The sequence below is a fragment of the Bosea sp. 685 genome (assembly GCF_031884435.1).
Taxonomy (GTDB): domain Bacteria; phylum Pseudomonadota; class Alphaproteobacteria; order Rhizobiales; family Beijerinckiaceae; genus Allobosea.
Map to the genome: position 1 here is coordinate 5,728,640 of NZ_CP134779.1, position 17,880 is coordinate 5,746,519.

Sequence of the window (17,880 nt, forward strand, 5' to 3'; positions counted from 1 at the left end):
GATGGACACGAAACCCGAGATCGAGACGCCCAAGATCGAGGTCGCCGCGCTGCGCAAGCAGTTCGGCGAGCTCGTCGTCCTCAAGGACATCAACCTGAAGGTCGCGACCGGGAGCGTAGTGGCGCTGATCGGCCCCTCCGGCTCGGGCAAATCGACCCTGCTGCGCTGCATCAACCTGCTGGTGACGCCCGATGGCGGGCGCGTTCGGGTCGGAGAGGACAGCTTCGCCTTCGGTGTCGGCAGCAAGCCACCCAGGACCAGGGAACTCGCCCGCTTCCGCACCAACACTGGCATGGTGTTCCAGCACTTCAATCTGTTTCCGCATATGACGGCGCTCGGCAACGTCATGGAAGCGCCTGTCACCGTCCGTGGGAAGCCCAAGGCACAGGCGCGCGAGCAGGCGCTGGCGCTGCTCGCCAAGGTCGGGCTCGCCGACAAGGTCGATGAATATCCCAGCCGCCTGTCGGGCGGGCAGAAGCAGCGTGTCGCCATTGCGCGCGCGCTCGCCATGGAGCCGGAGGTGATGCTGTTCGACGAGGCGACCTCGGCGCTCGACCCCGAGCTCGTTGGCGAGGTTTTGGGCGTGATGCAGAAGCTCGCCTCGGAAGGCATGACGATGGTGATCGTCACCCATGAGATCGCCTTCGCACGCGAGGTCGCAGACCGCGTCATCTTCATGCGCGACGGCGTGGTCGTCGAGGAAGGACCGGCACGGCAGGTGATCGACGCGCCGCGCGAGCCGGCGACACAGGCCTTCCTCGGCCATTTCCATCGCGGCGGCGCGGCTCAAGCTCCGACTGAGAAGGCGCTGTGATGCCCCGCCTCGATCGTGTCTATCTCGTCACCGGCGCGGCGAGCGGAATCGGCCGGGCAACCGCGCAATTGCTGGCCGGGCCCGGTATCGGCCTCATTATACATACCGGCACCAATCGCAGCGGGCTCGACGCGGTCGCCGAGACGGCGCGCACGGCTGGAGCCAAGGTCGAGACCATCCTTGGCGACATGGCTGCTAAGGCAACCTGCGACCAGATCGTGGCGCTCGCAGCCGACAGCTTTGGCAAGCTCGACGGCCTGATTGCGGTCGCCGGCCATGCCCGCAGGGCCGGTATCATGGATCTGCCCGAAAGCGAGATCGGGCAGGCAATGGACGAATCCGTCGCCGCTCTCATGCGGATGGCCCGCGCGGCACGCCCCCTGCTGAAGGCCAGTGGCAGCGGCCGGATCGTCGCCACCTCGTCCTTCGTCGCCCACGCCCTGCGCACCGATCTCCAGCCCTTCGCCGCGACGGCTGTGAGCCGCGCCGCGCTGGAGACGGTGGTGAAGCTGATGGCGCATGAACTCGCCACTGATGCCATCACCGTCAACGCCGTCGCACCCGGGCTGATCCGCAAGGACGAAGGACGTGGCAGCAAGCTCAGTCTCGAGGCGATCGCCCGCATGGAAGCGATCATTCCGCTCGGGCGGCGCGGCCTGCCCGAGGAGGTCGCGACCATGATCGCCTTCCTCGCCTCGCCGGCTGCGTCCTACGTCACCGGCCAAATCATACACGTCAATGGAGGGCTCGCATGAGCGGAGCTGTCATCGAGCGGATCAGGCTCTTTTTCATCGAAAGCCCGATCAAGATGGCCCGGCTCCAGGGCGTCGGCAACGTCAAGGGCACGGTCAAGCGCGTCCTCGTCGAGTTGACGGCAAGCGACGGCGTGGTGGGCTGGGGCGAAGCCGCCCCCTGGGAGGTCTTCACGGGCACGGCGGAAGCCGCGCTGGCGGCGATCGACGTCTATCTGCGCCCAGTGCTGATGGACCGCCCCGTCAAGCGCGTGCGCGAGACCATGGCCCTGCTCGACCGCGCGCTGGTTGGCCATGCCGAGGCCAAGGTCGCGATCGAGATGGCGCTGCTGGACATCGTCGGCAAGGCCGCGGGCCTTTCGGTCGCCGACCTGCTCGGCGGGCGGGTGCGCGACACGATCCCGCTCTCCTTCTCGATCGCCGATCCGGATTTCGCCGCTGATCTCGAGCGGATGCGCGCCATGGTCCCGGCCGGCAACGTGATCTACAAGGTCAAGACCGGCGTGAAGCCGCATAAGGAGGATCTCGCCCATCTCGAGGCGATGCGCTCCGAATTCGGCGACGCGATCGACCTCAGGCTCGACTATAATCAGGCGCTGCAGCCTTTCGGCGCGATCAAGATCCTGCGCGATGTCGACGCGTTCGCACCGACCTTCATCGAGCAGCCGGTTCCGCGCGACAATCTCGACGCGATGGCCGCCTTCGTGGCGGCGTTGGACACGCCGATCCTGGCTGATGAAAGCTGTTTCGACGCCCGCGATCTCAACGAGGTGATCCGCCTCAAGGCCGCGAACGCGATCTCGGTCAAGCTGATGAAGGCAGGCGGCCTCCTCAAGGCGCAGGCCATCATGGCGATCGCAGATCAGGCCGGGCTGCCGGGCTATGGCGGCACGCTATGGGAGGGCGGCATCGGGCTTGCCGCCGGCACGCAGCTCATCGCCGCGACGCCGGGCATCTCGCTCGGCTGCGAATTCTACATGCCCCACCACGTCCTGACCGAGGACGTGCTGGAGGAGCGCGTCGCCAACCGCAACGGGCATGTCGTGGTGCCGGACGGGCCGGGGCTCGGCATCCGCGTCAGCGAGGCTTCAGTGCGGGCCAATGCGCGCATCCTGGCCGAGCGCTGAGCGCTATCAGTCGACGATGAAGAGCTTGGCGCCTTTCGTCGTGCGCGAGCGATGCGCTTCGGCACCGTCGGCGACCTGATAGCTCATGCCCGGCGTCAGCACCGAGACGCGGCCATCCTCCAGCGTCGTCTCCAGCTCGCCTTCGAGGCAGAGGATGACGTGGCCCTTGCTGCACCAATGGTCGGCGACATAGCCCGGCGAATACTCGACGATGCGGACGCGGATCTGATTGTCCTGCGGCCCGAAGAAGCGCGTGCGCCAGGTCGCCTCGCCCTCCTCGCCGGCATGGCGGGTCGGCTCGACCTGCGACCAGTCGACCGTGGAAAAGGCGATCTCGGACATCTTCATGGGAGTGGCTTTCGCTTCAGGTTGAAGGCGGATGCGGCAGAGGCAGGTGCGGCAAGACTCAGGCCACGCTGAGACCTTCGACGCCATGCTTGCGGATGAGATCGGCGACGAAGCCTAAGCTTCTGGCGGCCTCGACGAATTTCGTGAGATAGGCGACCGCATCGCTCGTCGCCTTTGGGACGCCGATCGCCTGCTGAACCGCCATGAACCGGCCATCGAGGATGCGTGTACCGGGTGCTTGCGCCACATCGCTGTTGAGCCGAGGCCGCAAGCCTGCGAGCGCATCGAGCTTCTTGTCGCTGAAATCCGCCAGCGCCTCGTCCATCGTCGTCGAGCGCACCAGCTCTGCATGGACGATATTGCGGTCGAGCCAGAGCCCATAGGCGGTGCGGCCGGTGACGGCGATCCGGACGCCTGCCGCATCGACCTCTAGCGGGCTCTGGAAACGCGATCCCACCGGGACGAGATAGGTCGCCTCGATCGCGGCATAGGCCGGCGTGAAGCTGATCACCTCCGCGCGCTGCGGCTCGGCCCCGATCAGGCCGATATCCCATTCATCGCGCCCTGCGGCATCGGCCAGCAGGCCCGGCGATTCATAGGTCACATAACGCAGCGCGACACCGAGCGTATCGGCGATCGCGAGGGCCATGTCGGGTGAGACGCCGACGGGGCCGCCATCCGGCGTGCGGCTCGACACCAGCAGGAAATTCGACAGGTTGATGCCGGCGCGCAGCACGCCACCGGGCGCCAGACGCTCGCGCAACGCGTCCGGCATCGTGCCGATATCGGGGCGAAATGACATGGCGGCGTCCTTTATCGTGACCGAGCCTTGCGTCGTGACAGAGCCTTGCGCGAATGCCGCGCAAAATGCCGCACTGCCAGACTACGGACTACACGATATCCGACGGCGCGCGCAGCTGCCTGGCGCGCATCCCGGCTATGAGCGTCGCCTCAGAACGCTGCAATCAGCCGAAATGGCAAGCCAGCGCGCCAGCCGCCATGGCCCGCAAGGGGGGCCGTTCGATCCGGCAGATATCGGCCGCCATGGCGCAGCGCGGATGGAAGGCGCAGCCGGGCGGCGGCGCGATCGGGCTCGGGACCTCGCCCGACATAGGCCGGCGCGCGCGATTGGGCTTCTCGACATCGGGAATCGTCTCGAGCAGCAGCCGCGTATAGGGATGGCGCGGATTGCCGAAGACCTCGTCTGCCGGCCCCGTCTCGACGAAGCGTCCGAGATACATGATCGCGAGCTGGTCCGACATGTGGCGCACGACCGAGAGATTGTGGCTGATGAAGAGATAGGTCAGCCCGAACTCCTTCTGGAGTTTGACCATCAGGTTGAGGATCTGCGCCTGTACGGAAACGTCGAGCGCCGAGGTCGGTTCGTCGCAGACCAGGAAATCGGCCTCGGTCGCTAGTGCTCGCGCAATCGAGATGCGCTGGCGCTGGCCGCCGGAGAAGGCATGCGGATAGCGGGACGCGTCGGCACGCGACAGGCCGACGATCTCCAAGAGATCGCCGACGCGCTGCATGGTGGAGGCATCGTCCGGGCGCAGCTTCAACTCGCGGATCGGCTCGGCAATGATGTCGCCGACGCGCCAGCGCGGGTTCAGCGACGCGTAAGGGTCCTGAAAGATCATCTGCACGCGCGGCGGGCCGATCGTGCCGTCGAGGCGCGTGATATCGGAGAAATGCAGCGCGCCTTCGGTCGGCCGCTGCAGGCCTACCACCATGCGCGCCAGCGTCGATTTCCCGCAGCCGGATTCGCCAACGATGCTGAAGGTCGTACCGCGCTCGACCGTGAAGGAGACGGTCTCGACCGCGCGCAGGATGCGGCGCGGCTCGCGCGTCAGCAGGCGCGACAGTGCAGGCGCCGAGACGTCGAAGCGGCAGGAGGCGCTGGAGACGGTGAGGATGGGGCCGCTTTCACGCATGTGCCGGCTCCATCAGCGGGAAATGGCAGGCGGCGGCATGGGCCGAGACCGGCAAGCCGGGCTTATGCTCGCGGCAGAACCCGGTTGCGAACCCGCAGCGGGGATTGAAGGAACAACCTTCCGGAATGGCATTCAGACGCGGCATCGCGCCGTCGATCTGGTTGAGTACCGCATTGCGGGTGTGGACGCTCGGGATCGAGGCCATCAGACCGGCGGTATAGGGATGATGCGGCCGGCGCGTGACCTCCGCGACCGGGCCGATCTCGACGATGCGCCCGGCATACATCACGGCGACCCGATCAGCCGTCTCGGCGATGACGCCCATATCATGCGTCACCAGCATGATCGCGGTGCCGTGCTCGCGGCAAAGGCGCTTCAGCAGCGTGGTGATCTGCGCCTGGATCGAAACGTCGAGCGCCGTGGTCGGCTCGTCGGCGATGATCAGCTTCGGCTCGGCGCAGAGCGCAAGCGCAATCACCACGCGCTGGCGCATGCCGCCGGAAAACTGGTGCGGATACTGGTCGATGCGCGCCTCTGCCGCTGGGATGCCGACCTCCTTCAGGAGATCGAGCGCGCGCTTGCGCGCCTGCGCCTTGCCGACCGGGAGATGCGTCAGGATCGTCTCGACAAGCTGGTCGCCCACCGTCAGCAGCGGATGCAGCGAGGTCAGCGGATCCTGGAAGATCGCGCCGATCCGGCGGCCGCGCAGCTTGCGCATCGGCTCGGGCGGGAGATTGTCGATACGCTGCCCGTCGAGATGGATCGAGCCGCCGCTGATGCGTCCCGGCGGATCGAGCAGGCCGATCACCGCCGTTCCAGTCAGGGATTTGCCGGCGCCGGATTCTCCGACCACGCCGAGGATTTCGCCGGGCGCGATGTCGAAGGAAACGCCATCGAGCGCCGTCAACGGGCCATGTCGGCCATCGAAGACGATGCGCAGGTCGCGCACCGAGAGCAGCGGCGAAGCGACGGCGCTCATGTTGCCCCTCCCGCGCGCTCGACCGGATAGCTCGAGGAGAAGATCTCGCTCATCGGTGGATTGCCATGTGTGCGCTGCGGATAGCGCGCCATCACGCCCTCGAACTGCTCCTGGGCACGCAGCTTGTCCGCCGCCTCGTCGACGCCCGGGATCACGCGCTCCTCCATCACGAAGCGTCCGTCGATGATCACGGTCGCGAAATCGCGGCCATGACCGGCGAGCAGCATGGTCTGGATGGGGTCGATGACCTGGCCGAGATGCGGGCGGTCGAGATCGAAGACGGTGATGTCGGCGCGCGCGCCGGGCTGGAGCCGGCCGAGATCGGGGCGGCCCAGCGCCTCGGCCCCGCCGATCGTGGCTGCGTCGTAATAATCCTCGCTGCGCACCGCATGGACGCTGCCGGCCGTGGTGCGGGCCAGGATCATGCCGACCTGCAGGTTCATGATCATGTCGGGCGGGCTCGTATCCGTGCCCATGGCGAGCCTCACGCCCATCTCGCGATAACGGCCGAAATGGTCGATGGCGTGGCCGTGCCGGCCTGAGACCAGCGGACAATGCACAATCGTGGCGCCTGCATCGCGAATGATCTCGAGGTCGCGGCCGGGACGGTCGATATGGCGGCTGCCCGAGACATAGGTGCCGTGCGGCAAGAGCGAACGCTGGTCGAGGAAGCCGAGGCTCTGCAGCCATTCCGGCGGGCTCATGCCATGCTGGGCCAGAACGAGGTCGTACTCGATCTTCGACTGGCAGCAATGCAGGCGCACCGGCACCTTCAAGGCGCGCCCGGCCGCAGCCGTGCGACGCAGCAGCTCGGCTGTCGAGGTCTCGATCCGGTCGGGCGCCAGCATGGTGCGGATCAGCCCGCCGGCCGCGCCTTCATTGCGCTCGCAGAAATCGATCGCGGCGTCGAGTTCCGCCAGGCCCCGGGCTTCATCGTAATGCGTGGTGACGCGGCCATCAGCCTCGACCAGCTGATTGCCGGTGCGATAGGCCGGGCCGAGATAGGCGCGCAGGCCAAGCCCGACGGCCGCTTCCGCCGCATCCTGGAACTCCTCGGGCGTCTCGCCCCAGGCGCGGTAGAACAATGAGGCGATCGGCAGCGCGGTGGTGATGCCGTTGCGGATCAGCGTGGCGAAGGCGTGCTTCTTCTGGAAGGCCAGCTCCTCGCGCGAATACATCTCGTAGGGGCCGGCTTCGAGATAGGAGCGCGGCCAGACGCGCCCCTTCTTCCAGGCCGGCTGGTTGTCATAGGCCAGGATCGTGGTGTCGAGGTCCGAGAGCGCGTCGCAATCGACGAAGCCCGGCCCGATCAGCGCATTGCCGTAGTCGATGCGGCGCGCGACCTCGCCCGGAAAACCATGGCCGATGAAGACGACTTCGCCATCCTCGAAGACGATCTCGCCATTCTCATAGAGGCGATGCCGCCCTTGTGCGTGGCCGACGAGCCAGCGCGCGGTCAGGAGGATGTGCCCTTCCGGGCGTTTGGCGGCGCGCAAGCTCACGGCGCGGTCCTGATCGAGACGCCGTCGCGCGCAACGACCTTGCCGCGCTTGACGACACGGCGCTTGGGCGAGCGCGTCACGATCGCTTCGGCAAGGGTCTCGCCCGGCAGGATCACGACATCGGCAATGCTGCCCTCAGTCAGCCCGTAGCCTTCGATTTCCATCACCTTGGCGCCCTCGCTGGTGCAGACGTCCAGCGCCATGCGCAATTCGTCGTCGCGGCGGAAATTATTGCGCAGGCCGACGAACATGGCGCGCTCCAGCATGTCGGCATTGCCATAGGGCCCCCAGGTGTCGCGGATGCCGTCATTGCCGGAGCAGACGCGCACACCGGCCTCAATCAGCTTGCGCACCGGCGGAGCCGGGCGGCTGGCGGGCGCCGTCGTCATGATGGCGATGTCGAGCTCGGCGAGCTGCGCGATCAGCGGATCGACCAGCGCGGCATCGACACCGAGACAGAAGGCGTGGCTGACCGTGACCTTGCCTTTCATGCCAAGTGCACGCGTCCGCTCGACGATCAGGTCGAAGGAGAACAGCCCCATTTCGCCGGGCTCGTGCAGGTGGATGTCGAGCGGCTTGCCGTATTTTTGGCAGAGCGCGAAAACGGCATCGAGATGGCCCTTGGGATCGCGGTCGATGGCGCAAGGGTCGAGCCCGCCGACGATCTCGCAGCCGGCCTTCATCGCCTGGTCCATCAGCTCCAGCGTGCCTGGCCGGCGCAGCAGGCCCGATTGCGGGAAGGCGACGAGCTCGATGTCCACAATGTCGCGATACTCGTCGCGGGTGCGCATCACGCCCTCGACACCCCATAGGCCATGCTGCGTGTCGACATCGACATGGCTGCGGATATGGGTCGAGCCCATCAGCGAGGACTGGATGCTCTGCCGGGCCGACTGGCGATAGGGGTCGATGTTCAGGCGCTTCTTGTTCTCGCGCTCGTTGTCGATCTTGTCGAGGAGCTTGGGTCCGACTTCGTTCTTGTACCAGGGCAGGCCCCAGAGGCTCTTGTCGAGATGGGTATGCGCCTCGATGAGGCCGGGGATGACGATCTCGCCGCGGCCGTCCTCGACCGGCACACCGGCAGGGGCCTCGATACCCTGCGCGACCCGGCTGATGCGGCCATTCTCAATCAGGATATCGGTGGTGGCGCCGGCATAGGGACGGACATTGCGCAGAAGGAGTGAGGCGGTCATCGCAGGCGTTCCTCGTCTTGTCTTGTCAGCGGAGTTCTTGTCAGCGGAGTTTCGGGTTCAGCGCATCGCGCAGCCAATCGCCGAGCAAGTTGACCGAGAGCACGATCAATCCGAGCTGGAGCGAGGGGAAGACGACCAGCCACCAGGAGCCGGAGAAGAGATACTGGTTGCCGATGCGGATCAGCGTGCCCAGCGAAGGCTGGGTGATCGGCATGCCGACGCCCAGAAAGGACAGCGTCGCCTCCGACAGGATGGCGAGGCCAAGATTCAGCGTCGCCGCCACCATCACGGGCGTGAGCGTGTTGGGCAGGATATGGCGGGCCATGATGCGTGTCGCCGCGACCTTGATGATGCGCGCGGCGAGCACATATTCCTTGCGACGCTCGACCATGGTCGAGGCGCGGACCGTGCGGGCATATTGCACCCAGTTGGTCAGCGAAATCGAGACGACGAGCACGACGGCGGCGAAGGGCTCGCGCAGCGCCGGCGGCAGCAATTCACGGAAGATCGCGCTGACCAGGATCGCCATCAGCAGCGTCGGGATCGAGAGCACGGTATCGCCGAGCCGCATCAGCAGATTGTCGATGCGCCCGCCATAATAGCCGGAGACCAGTCCGATGCTGACGCCGAGCGCCATCGAGACAATGACGGCGGCGATCCCGATGATCAGCGAGACGCGCGTGCCGTAGAGGATGGCCGAGAGCACGTCGCGCCCCTGCGGATCGGTGCCGAGCAGGAAGGGCCACTCACCGTCCCTGGCCCAGATCGGCGGGATCTCGGCCTTGTCGATGAAGATCTGCGAGAGGTCATACGGGTTCTGGACTGCGATCAACGGGGCCAGCAGCGCCGTGGCGATCAGCAGGACGAGCACGATCGCCGAGAGCCAGGCAGCCGGCGTGCGCCGGAAGCTCCAGCCGATATCGCTGTCGAGGAAGCGGCGCAGCCGGCCGGGCTTCGCGGCATCCATGGCCTTTGCGGGATCAGCGGGCATTGGCGGCTCCCGAGATCGCATCCTCGCGCAGGCGCGGATCGACATAGGCGTAGAGCAGGTCGACCAGCGTGTTCAGCGAGACGAAGATGAAGGAGACCACGATCAGATAGGCCGCCATCACCGGGATATCGACGAATGTCACCGCCTGGACGAAGAGCAGGCCCATGCCCGGCCACTGGAACACCGTCTCCGTGACCAGCGCGAAGGCGATCAGATTGCCGATCTGCAGGCCCGTCACGGTGATCACCGGCATCAGGCAATTGCGCAAGGCGTGGCGGAAGTGGACGGCGCGCAGCGTCAGCCCGCGCGCCCGGGCGAAGCGGATGAAGTCGGTGCGCATCGTCTCCAGCATCTCGGCCCGGACCAGTCGCATCACCAGCGTGATCTGGAAGAGCGAGAGCGTGATGCCCGGCAGGATCAGCGCCAACCGGCCAGACGGCGTGAGGAAGCCCGTGCTCCACCAGCCGATCTGCACGACCTGGCCACGCCCAAAGGCCGGCAGCCATTGCAGCGTCACCGAAAACAGCAGGATGAACAGGATGCCGAGCGCGAAGCTCGGCAGCGAGACGCCGAGCACCGAGACGAATTGCAGGACTTTGGCGAGCCAGCTGTCGCGCTTGATGGCGGTGTAGACGCCGAGCGGAATCCCAACCGCGAGCGAGAGAAACGTCGCCACCAGCACCAGCTCGAAGGTCGCGGGGAAGCGCTCGGAGATCAGCGTGAAGACCTCCTGCTGGTTGCGGTAGGAGATGCCGAAATCACCGTGCAACGCATTGCCGACGAAGGTTGCGAACTGCAGGACGAAGCCCTTGTCGAGCCCGAGCCTGATCCGCAATTCGTCGCGCTGCGCCTGGCTCGCCTGCTCGTTCAGCATCAGTTCGACGGGATCGCCGACAAAGCGGAAGATCAGGAAGGCTAGGAAGGCGACCGCGAGCATGACGCCGGCCGCGTTCAGGAGGCGCTTGAAGAGGAAGGCCGGCATCGGATGGTCCTGTTCTGCCGCCGTCATTCTCGGGCGTAGCCCTCGGGTCCGATCTACGATCGGCCCAAGGATAAACTCCGCACAGACCCGAGAATCTCAGGACAAGAAAATGCTGGTTTCCGAGATGGTCGGGTCAAGCCCGACCATGACGTGTCGAGACATCCTCAGGCTCGCAGTTGCGCTGCGCCCCGGAATGACAGCGTCCTCACTTCATCGTCGTCAGCCACAGCCTCGGCTTGTTGTCGGACGCCTGCACGGTCGCGGCCACGGTGCTGCGCATCGCCCAGGCCATCGGCTGCTGGTGCAGCGGGATGAAGAGGTGCTCGGCCTTGGCGATCTTCAGCGCCTCCATCATCATCGGGATGCGCTTGCCGTTGTCGAGTTCGACGCCGGCCTTGTCGATCAAGGCATCGATGCGCGGATCGCCCCAATTACCCCAGTTGAACACGCCACCCGAACCGCTCTTCGAGCGCATCACCTGGATCAGGATCGAATAGGCGTCGATCATCGGCTCGTTGGCCCAGCCGAAGGAGATCACGTCGAACTCGCCCTTGACGCGCTTGGGCGTCTGCTGGCTGCGCGGGCCGAGGCTCAGATTGGGCCGCAAGCCGGCGCGCGACCACATCGAGGCGACCGCCTGGCAGAACTCCTCCTCATTGACGAGACCGTCGCTCTGGCAGTTCATCTGGAAGGAGAAGCCGTTGGGATAGCCTGCCGCCGCCAGCAGCTTCTTGGCGCCGTCGAGGTCGAAGGGCAGGCGCACATCCTGCGAGGGCTCGTAGCCGGGAATGGCCGGAGCGATCAGGGCGCCGGTGTTCCGCGACAGGCCGCGCATGGCACGCTTCTGGACGGCGTCGATGTCGATGGCGCGGTAGAGCGCCTCGCGGACGCGGATATCCTTGAGCGGGTTTTTATCCTTCACATCGCTCTCGAACAGCGTGTCCTTGAGATTCAGCGCGAAGATCACGGTGCGCAGTTCATTGGTCTGCAGCACCTTGACCTCGGGCGAGGCCGATAGGCGCGGCAGATCCTGCAGCGGAGCAACATTGGTGAAGTCGATCTCACCCGAGAGCAGCGCCGCGACACGGGTCGAGGCCGAGGCGATCGGCAGGAACTCGATCGTGTCGATGTTGTGCTGGGGCTTGTCCCACCAGTTCGGGTTCTTGACGTAGACGGTCTTGGCGTCGACGCGGCGGCTCTCGACGATGAAGGGGCCGGTGCCGTTGGCGTTGTCGGTGGCGTAGCCCTTCACGCCCTTACCGGAATCGGTCGGCAGCAGCGAATTGTTGGCGACGAGCCAGGCCTTGTTGAAGATGAAGATGTTGGTGAGGTCGTTGAGCAGCAGCGGATAAGGGCCGTTGACCTCGATCTCGACGGTGTAGTCGTCGATCTTTTTCGAGGATTTATAGGCCGGCAGATTGCCCTTGAGCGGCGAGGCGTCGTTAGTGACGCGCTCCAGCGAGGCCACGACGTCGTCAGCCGTGAACGGGTTGCCGTTGTGGAATTTTACGCCCTGACGGAGCTTGAAGCGCCAGACCGTCGGCGAGACCGTCTCCCAGGACTCCGCCAACGCCGGCTCGATCTTGAGATCGCCGGTGTAGCGCACCAGCCCCTCATAGACATGGTTCAGCACCGAAAGCGTGAAGGTGTCGCCATAGGAATAGGGGTCGAGCGAGGCGATCTCGCGCGCCGCGCCCCATTTCAGCGTCTTCGCCGAAGCCGCTGAAATGGGGATGACCGCGCCGGTCAGCGCGAAGGCGGCAATGGCCGCCAGCATCCAAGCTCTCTTCATCGAAACTCTCCCTTTCGATGAGCCCGCTGCGCGTCTTTGGCGCTCGCCCGGCCCGCCACCCTCGTCGATGCCGCATTATCAGCCATGCTGACATTTTTTGCGGCAGTTCGTGTGCGATTAATAATCAATCTTGCATACGATTGTGATATCGTATTGTATGCGATTATTGAAGACAAGCGAAAAACTGGAGCGGAGCCGAATCCCGTGACATGGAGTGAGCCTCAGAGGGCTGAACCAGGACAGAAACGGGCGACGATGACCGATTCCCGCCAACCCGGATTGCGCGCGCAATCGGTATACAGAGCGCTCCGGCGCGCCATCATCGAACAGGCGCTGAAGCCCGGCATGAAGCTGCCGGAGGATTCGATCGGCGAGCAGCTCGGTGTGAGCCGCACCCTGGTGCGCGAGGCCTTCGGCCGATTGGCCGTCGAAGGCCTGGTCGAGCTCAAGCCCAATCGCGGCGCCTCTGTGGCCTATCCGACGCTGGAAGAGGCGCGCGACGTCTTCGATGTGCGTCGGGGGCTCGAGCGCCTCGTCGCCGAGAATCTCGCCGGACGGCTCACCGCCGCGCAGGCCGCCGAACTCGAGGACCATGTCCGGCAAGAGGACAAGGCGCATGGCCAGGATGGACCGGAATCGATCCGGCTTGCCGGCGAGTTCCACATCAAGCTCGCGGAGATGACCGGCAACGCCCTGCTGCTGCGCTATGTCCAGGAGGTCTCCTCGCGTTGCTCGCTGATCCTGGCGATCTATGGCCGGCCGCATTCCTCGGAATGCGCGGTCTCGGAACACCGCCAGTTGATCGAGGCCTTGCGGGCGGGTGATGGCGCGCGCGCCGCCCATCTCATGGACCATCATCTCCAGGCCGTGGTGACGCGGGCTCTGCTGACGCCGCGCGCCGAGCGCGACATCCGCGACCTGCTCGCCCCCTATGCCCTCAGCGAAGGACTGACCCCGCCGTGACCGACCTGTCGACAGAGCCCAAGCCCATCGCGGCTGCCCCGCCGGTCGTCACCTTCGATTTCGCGAAGCTTTCGCCGCGCGAGCGCTACAAGCTGCTGATCGGCGCGGTCGTGCCGCGCCCGATCGCGCTGGTGACGACAGTCGATGCACTGGGCGTCGTCAACGCCGCGCCGTTCTCGTTCTTCAACTGCCTCTCGGCCGATCCGGCGATCCTGGCGCTCGGCGTCGAGTACCGGCCGACCGGCGGGCAGAAGGACACCGGCCGCAATGTCCGCGAGACGCTCGCCTTCACCGTCAACATCGTCTCCGATGCTCTGGTCGAGGGCATGAATATCTGCGCCGTGCCCTTCGAGCCCGGCATCGACGAGCTGGCTCAGGCCGGCCTCACCGCCATGCCCGGCGTCAAGGTGCCCTGCCCCTGGATCGGCCAAGCGCCGGCGGCCTTCGAATGCCGCCACCACACCACGCTCGGCATCGGCAGTTCGCGCGAGATCATCCTGGGCGAGGTGGTCTATGCGCATTTCCGCGCGGATACGATCGATGCCGAGAGGCTCTATGTCGATCCCGCCGCGCTCGACGCCGTGGGCCGCATGGGCGGCCATGGCTATGCGACGACGCGCGACTATTTCGACCTGCCGACCATGTCGACCGCGACCTGGCAGGCCGACCCGGCAGCAGCGAACCGGCGGCGCTAGAGCCAACTGGTCCTTCACGGCGAGGGGTAAACGGGGCTAAGTCAGGGCGGGCGGCGCAGGCTCGCGCCGCGCCATCACGCGAAGCGGCTCCGATTTGAACCTCAAATTTCTCGAAACCTTCGTCTGGGTCGCGCGATTGCGGAATTTTTCGGTCGCGGCCGACAAGCTTTGCACCACCCAGGCCGCCGTCTCGAACCGGATCGCTACCCTGGAGCGCGAGCTCGGCGTGCGCCTGTTCGAGCGCGATCTGCGCACTGTCAGCCTGACCTCGCACGGCCAGCGCGCCTTGCCCCAGGCCGAAGCGATCGTGCGCATGGTCGGTGAATTGGAGCGGCTGATCGCCGATACCGGGCAGATGCGCGGCGCGGTCATGATCGGGGCGATCGACTCGATCGTCTATGCCTGGCTGCCGCGGCTGATCGAACGGGTGAAGATTGCTTATCCCAATGTCACGATCGATCTGAACGTCGACACCAGCCTCAACCTCGCTCGCCAGATCCAGGACGGGCAGATCGATCTCGGCCTGATCATGGGCCCCGTGGTGGCGCCCCATGTCCGCAATATCGAACTCTGCGTCTTCGATTGCCTCTGGATCGGCTCGCCGCGCCTTGCCCTGAAACCAGGCCGGCTCGCCATTGCCGATTTCGCCGACTACCCGATCTTCGCCTATTCCAAGGGCTCGCAGCCGCATCAATCCGTGCTGCGCGCGATCGAGCTCGCGGGACTCGATGCGGGGGCGGTGCGCGTTTTCAACTCCAACTCGCTCGCCACGATCACACGCTTGATCCGGGACGGCGTCGGCGTTGCCGTGCTGCCGCAGGTCGTGGTGCAGGAGTTCCTCGACAATGGCGAACTGCATGTGCTCGATGTCGACGCCAAGCTGCCGCCGCTGCATTTCCATGCGGTCTTCGCCGACAATCCCGGCAACGCCCTGCCGGCGCTGATCGCGGACATGGCGGTCGAGATCGCGGCCACGCAACCACCCGCCTGACCACGCCGCCCCTGCCCGCAAATGCGGCAGGGGCTGACCATGCCGGTCTCATAAGCAATTCTTGTCGAGACGAACAAGAATTTCGCGTTTGCCGCGCTTAGCCAGGTTTGGTCTGCTGCGAGACGGCCGCAACGGAGCATGACGTCGCCCGGCAATCGGGCTTCGTCACGCGTCACGCTCAAGGCCTTTGCAGGGAGAACGCCGGTGAAAGTCTCGCTCGTCCAGATGAACTCGCAGGATGACAAATCCGCGAACCTCAAAATGGCCAAGGCGCTGATCGAGAAGGTCGTCGCCGAGGAGAACCCGGACCTCGTCGTCCTGCCGGAATATTACGCCTTCCTCGACGGCAGCCCGGAGGCGATGCGCAACAGCGCCGAGACCTTCCCCAATGGTGAGAGCTACCGCCTGATGTCAGGCCTGGCCGAGAAGCACGGCATCACGCTGCACGCCGGCAGCGTCTGCGAGCGCGACGGCGACGACTATTTCAACGCCACGATCGTGTTCGGGCCGGACGGAAAGCAGATCGCGCATTACCGCAAGATCCATCTGTTCGACGTCGATGCGCCGGGCGGCGTCAGCTACCGCGAATCCAACATGGTTTCGCGCGGCAAGGACATCGTCACCTACAAGGTCGAGGACACCACCGTCGGCTGCGCCATCTGCTACGACATCCGCTTCCCCGAGCTCTTCCGCAAACTGCGCGACGCCGGTGCCGACATCATCGTCCTGCCCGCCGCCTTCACGCTGATGACCGGCAAGGACCATTGGGAGCTGCTGGCGAGGGCGCGCGCCTGCGAGACGCAAACCTGGTTCCTGGCGACCGGCCAGACCGGCACGCACGCCCAGGGCAAGAACGCCTGCTACGGCCATTCCATGGTGATCAATCCCTGGGGCCATATCGCAGCGCAGGCCTCCGACGGCGTCGGCACGACCAGTGCAAGGCTCGATTTCGATTACACGGCCAAGGTCCGCGCGGCCGTGCCGGTCGCCAACCACCACGTCGTCGCCTGAGCGGAAAGCCCATCATGTTCATCGTCAATCCCATGCCGGCGCAGATCTCCGCCGACCTCATCGCCCTGCTCGAGCAATGCGAAGTCGCGACCATCGGCCATGTCCTGCATTCCGGTTTCGTCGATCGTGAAATCCGCGCGGTCCTGCCGACCAAGCGCGTCGCCGGCACCGCCGTCACCATCCGCATCCCGCATGCGGACTCGACTGCCCTGCACTACCTGACCAAGATGGTGCGGCCGGGCGATGTCGTCGTCATCGACCGCTGCGGCGACACCAAGCATGCCTGCTGGGGCGGCGTCGTAACCCATTCCATGAAACTCGCAGGCGTGACGGCGGGCGTGATCGACGGCCCGGCGACCGACTTCTCCGAGATCGTCAAGACCGACATGCCGATGTGGTGCCGCGGCCCCTCGCCGATCACCACCAAGATCCTCGGCACCGAGGGGGCAATCAACGTGCCGGTCAGCGTCGGCGGCCAGACGATCGAGCCCGGCGATGCCGTGCTCTGCGACGAAAGCGGCGTCGTCGTGCTCAAGGCCGCGACCGCGGAAGCCTATGCCCGCCGCGCGATCGAGATGCAGCAGCAGGAACTCGTGCTGCTTGAGCGCCTGCGCAAGGGCGAGAAACTGTCCGACATCTCCGGCGCGACCGCCATGGTGGAGGGCAAGCTCGCCAAGGCCTGAGGACCGGACGAACCGACTGAACAGCCTGACGACGGGCGGATAACCGCCCGCGCATCACATAAGAGGGGATTTCGCATGCAGATTTCGACCAAACTCGCCATCGCCGCCGCCATCGCGGCGGGGCTTTCGTCCCATTCCGCCATGGCCCAGCAGACCGTGACGCTGATGGCCTATTCCGGCCTGTTCCAGGAGCGCTACACCAAGGCGGTGGTCGAGCCGTTCATGAAGGCCAATCCCGGCATCAAGATCGAATATTTCCCGATGCCGAACTCGGCCCAGATGCTGGGCAATCTGCGCGCCCAGAAGGCCGCGCCGCAGGCCGACGTCGTGATCATGGACGTCTCGGTCTCGAAGGCCGCGACCGACGAGCAACTGCTGGTCAAAATCGACGAGAAGACCAGCCCCAACGTCGCCGACCTGTTCTCGGCCGCACGTATCGCCGATGTCGACGGCGTCGCGGTGACCTTCGACAACCTGGTGATGCTTTACAACTCCGACGTCGTGAAAGAGGCCCCCACGAGCTGGATGGACCTCGCCGACAAGAAATACGCCGGTAAGGTCGCGATCCCCGGCATGCCCGACATCCAGGGCCTCTCGCTCGTCCTGATCCTGGAGAAGGCGCGCGGCGGCTACAACCATCTCCGCAGCGTCGACAAGGGCATCGCGGCGATGGGCGAGATCGCGCCCAACGTCCAGACCTGGGAGCCCAAGCCGGAGGTCTATCCGGTCATCATCTCCGGGCAGGCGATTATCGGAGCCGGCTGGAACGCGCGCGCCCAGGTCAATGCCGACAGCTCCAATGGCAAGCTCAAGGCCGTGCTGCCGCAGGAAGGCAGCGTCTTCCAGATCAACACGATCAACCATGTCGCCGGCGGGCCGGGCAAGGACGCCACCGCCAAGTTCATCGACTACGCACTGAGCCCCGAGGCGCAGAAGGCCTTCACCGAGAGCATGTTCTATGCTCCGACCAACGCCAAGGCGCTGATCTCGGATGCGGCGATCGCCCGCACCGCCGTCAAGTCGATGGACAAGGTCATCCCGGTCGACTGGATCGCTCTCGCCAAGGTCCGCGAGCCGATCATGGACCAGTGGCGCCGCAAGGTCATCCCGCTGAGCCGCTGAT

At 65.6% G+C, this 17,880-nt stretch carries 18 protein-coding genes; 9 read left to right on the forward strand and 9 right to left on the reverse strand.

All coding sequences use genetic code 11. The annotated features are described in order from the left end of the window. The first annotated feature begins 1 nt into the window (after position 1). From RMR04_RS27965 to RMR04_RS27975, 3 genes are read left to right on the forward strand one after another with little or no spacing between them, the layout of a single operon-like run. A complete protein-coding gene (locus RMR04_RS27965) occupies positions 2-814 on the forward strand; it encodes an amino acid ABC transporter ATP-binding protein (protein WP_311911784.1) in 813 nt (270 codons plus the stop codon). Beyond that, a complete protein-coding gene (locus RMR04_RS27970) occupies positions 814-1,569 on the forward strand; it encodes an SDR family NAD(P)-dependent oxidoreductase (RefSeq protein ID WP_311911785.1) in 756 nt (251 codons plus the stop codon). The genes RMR04_RS27965 and RMR04_RS27970 overlap by 1 nt, the downstream gene beginning before the upstream one ends. Then, positions 1,566-2,693 (forward strand): enolase C-terminal domain-like protein, encoded by a 1,128-nt coding sequence (locus RMR04_RS27975; RefSeq protein WP_311911786.1) that lies wholly within the window; start codon positions 1,566-1,568, stop codon positions 2,691-2,693. The genes RMR04_RS27970 and RMR04_RS27975 overlap by 4 nt, the downstream gene beginning before the upstream one ends. 6 nt (positions 2,694-2,699) lie before the next feature. Here RMR04_RS27975 and RMR04_RS27980 read toward each other — a convergent pair whose 3' ends face one another. From RMR04_RS27980 to RMR04_RS28020, 9 genes are all read right to left on the reverse strand, one after another. Beyond that, the gene (locus tag RMR04_RS27980) at positions 2,700-3,041 is read right to left on the reverse strand and encodes a DHCW motif cupin fold protein (protein WP_069689482.1); all 342 of its coding nucleotides are present in this window, start codon (positions 3,039-3,041) and stop codon (positions 2,700-2,702) included. 58 nt (positions 3,042-3,099) lie between these two features. Beyond that, complete coding sequence (locus RMR04_RS27985) at positions 3,100-3,843, reverse strand: transporter substrate-binding domain-containing protein (protein WP_311911787.1); 744 nt, start codon at positions 3,841-3,843, stop codon at positions 3,100-3,102. Positions 3,844-4,006: 163 nt separating this feature from the next. Then, complete coding sequence (locus RMR04_RS27990) at positions 4,007-4,975, reverse strand: ABC transporter ATP-binding protein (protein WP_311911788.1); 969 nt, start codon at positions 4,973-4,975, stop codon at positions 4,007-4,009. Beyond that, positions 4,968-5,954, reverse strand: a complete 987-nt coding sequence (locus RMR04_RS27995; protein ID WP_311911789.1) for an ABC transporter ATP-binding protein — start codon at positions 5,952-5,954, stop codon at positions 4,968-4,970. Before RMR04_RS27995 ends, RMR04_RS27990 begins: the two co-directional genes overlap by 8 nt. After that, complete coding sequence (locus RMR04_RS28000) at positions 5,951-7,456, reverse strand: amidohydrolase family protein (protein ID WP_311911790.1); 1,506 nt, start codon at positions 7,454-7,456, stop codon at positions 5,951-5,953. Before RMR04_RS28000 ends, RMR04_RS27995 begins: the two co-directional genes overlap by 4 nt. After that, positions 7,453-8,649: an amidohydrolase family protein gene (locus RMR04_RS28005; RefSeq protein WP_311911791.1), complete on the reverse strand. Its 1,197-nt coding sequence runs from the start codon at positions 8,647-8,649 to the stop codon at positions 7,453-7,455. Before RMR04_RS28005 ends, RMR04_RS28000 begins: the two co-directional genes overlap by 4 nt. 40 nt (positions 8,650-8,689) lie before the next feature. Next, complete coding sequence (locus RMR04_RS28010; RefSeq protein WP_410492164.1) at positions 8,690-9,640, reverse strand: ABC transporter permease; 951 nt, start codon at positions 9,638-9,640, stop codon at positions 8,690-8,692. Further along, positions 9,630-10,622: an ABC transporter permease gene (locus RMR04_RS28015; RefSeq protein WP_311911792.1), complete on the reverse strand. Its 993-nt coding sequence runs from the start codon at positions 10,620-10,622 to the stop codon at positions 9,630-9,632. Before RMR04_RS28015 ends, RMR04_RS28010 begins: the two co-directional genes overlap by 11 nt. Before the next feature lie 205 nt (positions 10,623-10,827). Next, entirely contained in the window at positions 10,828-12,414 is a 1,587-nt protein-coding gene (locus tag RMR04_RS28020; protein ID WP_311911793.1) for an ABC transporter substrate-binding protein, read from the reverse strand. A 255-nt stretch (positions 12,415-12,669) separates the two neighbouring features. Here RMR04_RS28020 and RMR04_RS28025 point away from each other — a divergent pair, with 255 nt between their 5' ends. From RMR04_RS28025 to RMR04_RS28050, 6 genes are all read left to right on the forward strand, one after another. Next, positions 12,670-13,377 carry a GntR family transcriptional regulator gene (locus RMR04_RS28025; RefSeq protein WP_311911794.1) on the forward strand — a complete coding sequence of 236 codons (708 nt, stop codon included), beginning with the start codon at positions 12,670-12,672 and terminating at the stop codon, positions 13,375-13,377. Continuing rightward, on the forward strand, positions 13,374-14,072 hold the full coding sequence (locus RMR04_RS28030; protein ID WP_311911795.1) for a flavin reductase family protein: 699 nt from the start codon (positions 13,374-13,376) through the stop codon (positions 14,070-14,072). Before RMR04_RS28025 ends, RMR04_RS28030 begins: the two co-directional genes overlap by 4 nt. A gap of 94 nt (positions 14,073-14,166) precedes the next feature. Next, a complete protein-coding gene (locus tag RMR04_RS28035) occupies positions 14,167-15,063 on the forward strand; it encodes a LysR family transcriptional regulator (protein WP_311911796.1) in 897 nt (298 codons plus the stop codon). Positions 15,064-15,267: 204 nt separating this feature from the next. Continuing rightward, complete coding sequence (locus RMR04_RS28040) at positions 15,268-16,074, forward strand: carbon-nitrogen hydrolase family protein (RefSeq protein WP_311911797.1); 807 nt, start codon at positions 15,268-15,270, stop codon at positions 16,072-16,074. Positions 16,075-16,088: 14 nt separating this feature from the next. Then, positions 16,089-16,757: an RraA family protein gene (locus RMR04_RS28045; RefSeq protein WP_311911798.1), complete on the forward strand. Its 669-nt coding sequence runs from the start codon at positions 16,089-16,091 to the stop codon at positions 16,755-16,757. Between the two features lie 75 nt (positions 16,758-16,832). Beyond that, positions 16,833-17,879, forward strand: a complete 1,047-nt coding sequence (locus RMR04_RS28050) for an ABC transporter substrate-binding protein (RefSeq protein WP_311911799.1) — start codon at positions 16,833-16,835, stop codon at positions 17,877-17,879. Position 17,880: the final 1 nt, after the last annotated feature.

Excerpts from the sequence above, each read along its gene's own strand:
- RMR04_RS27965 (WP_311911784.1), top strand. The coding sequence starts at position 2 with ATGGACACGAAACCCGAGATCGAGACGCCCAAGATCGAGGTCGCCGCG.
- RMR04_RS27970 (WP_311911785.1), top strand. The coding sequence starts at position 814 with ATGCCCCGCCTCGATCGTGTCTATCTCGTCACCGGCGCGGCGAGCGGA.
- RMR04_RS27975 (WP_311911786.1), top strand. The coding sequence starts at position 1,566 with ATGAGCGGAGCTGTCATCGAGCGGATCAGGCTCTTTTTCATCGAAAGC.
- RMR04_RS27980 (WP_069689482.1), bottom strand. The coding sequence starts at position 3,041 with ATGAAGATGTCCGAGATCGCCTTTTCCACGGTCGACTGGTCGCAGGTC.
- RMR04_RS27985 (WP_311911787.1), bottom strand. The coding sequence starts at position 3,843 with ATGTCATTTCGCCCCGATATCGGCACGATGCCGGACGCGTTGCGCGAG.
- RMR04_RS27990 (WP_311911788.1), bottom strand. The coding sequence starts at position 4,975 with ATGCGTGAAAGCGGCCCCATCCTCACCGTCTCCAGCGCCTCCTGCCGC.
- RMR04_RS27995 (WP_311911789.1), bottom strand. The coding sequence starts at position 5,954 with ATGAGCGCCGTCGCTTCGCCGCTGCTCTCGGTGCGCGACCTGCGCATC.
- RMR04_RS28005 (WP_311911791.1), bottom strand. The coding sequence starts at position 8,649 with ATGACCGCCTCACTCCTTCTGCGCAATGTCCGTCCCTATGCCGGCGCC.
- RMR04_RS28010 (WP_410492164.1), bottom strand. The coding sequence starts at position 9,640 with ATGCCCGCTGATCCCGCAAAGGCCATGGATGCCGCGAAGCCCGGCCGG.
- RMR04_RS28015 (WP_311911792.1), bottom strand. The coding sequence starts at position 10,622 with ATGCCGGCCTTCCTCTTCAAGCGCCTCCTGAACGCGGCCGGCGTCATG.
- RMR04_RS28020 (WP_311911793.1), bottom strand. The coding sequence starts at position 12,414 with ATGAAGAGAGCTTGGATGCTGGCGGCCATTGCCGCCTTCGCGCTGACC.
- RMR04_RS28025 (WP_311911794.1), top strand. The coding sequence starts at position 12,670 with ATGACCGATTCCCGCCAACCCGGATTGCGCGCGCAATCGGTATACAGA.
- RMR04_RS28045 (WP_311911798.1), top strand. The coding sequence starts at position 16,089 with ATGTTCATCGTCAATCCCATGCCGGCGCAGATCTCCGCCGACCTCATC.
- RMR04_RS28050 (WP_311911799.1), top strand. The coding sequence starts at position 16,833 with ATGCAGATTTCGACCAAACTCGCCATCGCCGCCGCCATCGCGGCGGGG.